General features: G+C 42.0%; 2 protein-coding genes. Both read left to right on the top strand.

Annotated features, from left to right (window positions below; all coding sequences use genetic code 11):
* A partial coding sequence (locus tag KKA81_10330) for a PDZ domain-containing protein (protein MBU2651321.1) occupies positions 1 to 1,451 on the top strand: 1,451 nt, incomplete at its 5' end.
* A gap of 52 nt (positions 1,452 to 1,503) precedes the next feature.
* Positions 1,504 to 3,282, top strand: coding sequence for a T9SS type A sorting domain-containing protein (locus tag KKA81_10325; GenBank protein MBU2651320.1), 1,779 nt, complete (start codon positions 1,504 to 1,506; stop codon positions 3,280 to 3,282).
* Positions 3,283 to 3,322 lie beyond the last annotated feature (40 nt).

Raw genomic sequence — 3,322 nt, 5'->3', positions numbered from 1 at the left:
CTTTAAAGGAAACTGTTTATTACGTAAAAAATACTGAGAGTGAACAGCAACCTGCTCTTTGCTTATACGATCTGGGGAAAAAGGAAGAAACAAACCTCGGTGACTACAACAATTACATCGTATCAGCCGACCGTAAAAAAATGATGCTATCCAAAGGAGGCAAATATGCGGTGATTGACCTTCCTAAATCCAAGATTAAAATTGATGAATATGTTGACCTCTCGGGGATGAAGGTTATGGTTGATCTGAAAGCGGAATGGAATCAGATCTTCAGGGAGTCATGGCGACAAATGCGTGATTTCTTCTATGATCCGAATATGCATGGTGTTGACTGGAATGCGGTATATGAAAAATATGCGGTATTGCTGCCCTATGTTAATAACAGGAATGATCTGAATTACCTCATTGGCGAAATGATTGGAGAACTTAGTGTGGGCCATGCCTACGTTAGCGGAGGTGATAAACCTGCGCCTAAAAGGATTAAAACAGGACTATTTGGTGCAGAATTAAGCCGCGATGATAATGGATACTATCGTATCGATAGGATACTGAAAGGTGAGAACTGGACACGTACCAAGAGGTCTCCGTTGACAGAGATAGGAGTTGATATATCAGAAGGTGATTATATCATTGCCATCAATGGAAAAGACCTTGCAGGAATTGATGATATATACAGTCTGATGCTGGATAAACCTGGTAAAACAGTGGAACTTACCGTAAATAGCAAACCTTCGGTTGATGGTAGTCGTAAAGTTATGATCAAACCCGTTGACGATGAAGCTGACCTGTATTACTACAATTGGGTCCAGGAAAACATACGTAAGGTGAATGAAGCTACTGACGGTCAGGTGGGCTATATTCACATCCCGGATATGGGCCCCGACGGATTAAACGAATTTGTGAAGTATTTCTACCCCCAATTGGGGAAAAAGGCCCTGATCATCGATGATCGTGGCAATGGCGGAGGAAATGTATCCCCTATGATTATTGAGAGATTGCAGCGCGAATTAGTTTTGCTCCGTATGGCCAGAAATACCAGTACTTATACCATGCCAAGGGAAATGATGGTAGGTCCTAAGGTTCTCCTTATCGACAATTTCTCTGCTTCTGACGGAGATCTATTTCCCTATCAGTTCAAAACACTGGGATTGGGGAAAGTAATCGGTGTAAGATCATGGGGAGGTGTAGTCGGTATTCGCGGTTCCTTACCCTTTATCGACGGTGGTTCTCTGCAGAAACCCGAGTTCTCAACGTTTGACCTCGAAGGAAAATGGGCTATTGAAGGACATGGCGTTGACCCGGATATTATTGTTGATAATGATCCGGCCAAAGAATATGCCGGTGAAGACCAGCAATTGAATAAAGCAATCGAGGTAATCCTGGAAGAGATCAAAAACTTTGATTACAAAAACGAACAAGCAATACCGGATTTCCCGGATAAATCAAAATAAGCAATCAGGCGCCTCAAAACGGGGCGCCTTTTTTTGTTACTTTTATCTTCAAATGACTGTACGATTTATTCTTTTCCTTTCCCTTATGATGTCAGGACTGTCAACCCTGACACAAACCATTATTCCTGGTGGATTTGTTAGTGGTACATGGGATAAATCAGGCTCTCCCTACCTGGTACAGGGCGATGTTACCGTACATTCCGATTCCTTCCTATACATTTTGCCAGGAACGGAAGTCCGATTCGGTTCTGATAATGGAATGGATGTATATGGCGTATTGAAGATTATCGGCGTCCTAAACGATTCTGTTTTTTTAACCGCCACAGATACCACTCTGGGATGGAATGGATTGGGTATTTATAACCAGATAAATGCCGGTACCGACAGCTCAGAAATTAGGTTCGCAAAGGTTCAATATGCCGGTAACGCTGCTTTGCAAGGACAAGGAGGGGCTCTTTACGCGGAAAATTCGGCGAGGATGATCATAAGCAACAGCCGCTTATGCTATAACAGGGCTGAATCAGGAGCAGGAATATATTTGCGGAATTCACCGGTTAATTTGAAAAACTTGAGAATTGACCAAAATACGGCGGGAAACAAAGGAGGTGGAATATTTTGCCATAACTCCAATGTCATTTTGGATAATATTCATGTGATATACAACAACTCCCTGACAGGAGCAGGTTTGTACCTTCTCGCTTCCGATGTTTTATTAACCGGCTCTTCCATAAACCATAACATTAGCATGGCTGGTGGTGGTGGCGCTGTATTGCATGAGGGATCAGATGGTGTTTTTTCTAACACTAGTTTTAGCTGGAATACAGCTCATGGTAGTGGTGGGGGAGTGGCTCTGCTGGAAAACAGCTTGGCTTCATTCTCTTATTGCTCCTTTGAAGGAAATAATTGTATCCAGGAACAATACCTTGCCTACGGTGGCGGTGTTTTTATTACGAATTATGACAATATCCCGGTTTTCACCAATTGTGTATTTTTAGATAATCATACAGATAATAATGGAGGTGGATTATACTCTGAATCACCTCTACGAATACTGAATTCATTGGTGGTGTATAATCTGGCAGGTGATAGTGCTACCTTGGGTGGAGGAGGACTCTTCCTGGGTAAAGAGTATTCTCTTATCATCAATACAACATTTTCCGATAACATGGCAGCACAGGGTTCTGCCTTCTATCTTTGGGCTGCAGGAGCAGATGTTTTTAATAGTGTCGTCTGGGATGATCTCTTTCCCCCGGAAAAGAGAATATTCCTGGATGCTTTGTCATTTCCCGCAAGACTAAGGTTGCACCATGGAACCCTTATTGACGGCGAAGCTTCGATTGGGGGCAGAGGAGTGTTTAATCTTGAATATGGGGACGAAATGCTGGATTCTGATCCTTTGTTTATCGGTGCCGGAAATTTTAATCTTACAAATAATTCACCTTGCATTGACAAAGGTTTGCTGGATAGCCTGGCTATTATAATCCCACCCTTTGACCTGGCAGGGAATCCAAGGGTTGTTGGTGACAGCATTGATATGGGATGTTATGAAAATCAGCATGGGATAGGGATTTTTACTCTTCAGGAAGAAACAGGATGCAGGATCTATCCTTCCCCATTTACAGAGAGTTTTAAGGTTGAATTACTTGATGGTATGATCATCGATGTTTTGCTGTATGATCTTTCAGGAAAAAGGCTGATATATTATTTGAATGAGCAAAGACAGGATAATAAAAGCTGTGAAATATATGTACCTTATCTGAGCCCGGGTATATACATCCTAAATATTATTACCTCCAAAGGAAAAGTTTCAGCAAGATTGATAAAAAAATAAGCAGCCCGCGGAATAAACCGAAAGGCTGCTTTTCTTATTT

It is taken from the genome of Bacteroidota bacterium, from assembly GCA_018831055.1.
Lineage (GTDB): Bacteria > Bacteroidota > Bacteroidia > Bacteroidales > B18-G4 > M55B132.
Note: the sequence above shows the minus strand (reverse complement) of the source record. Positions and strands in the feature narration are given on the sequence as shown.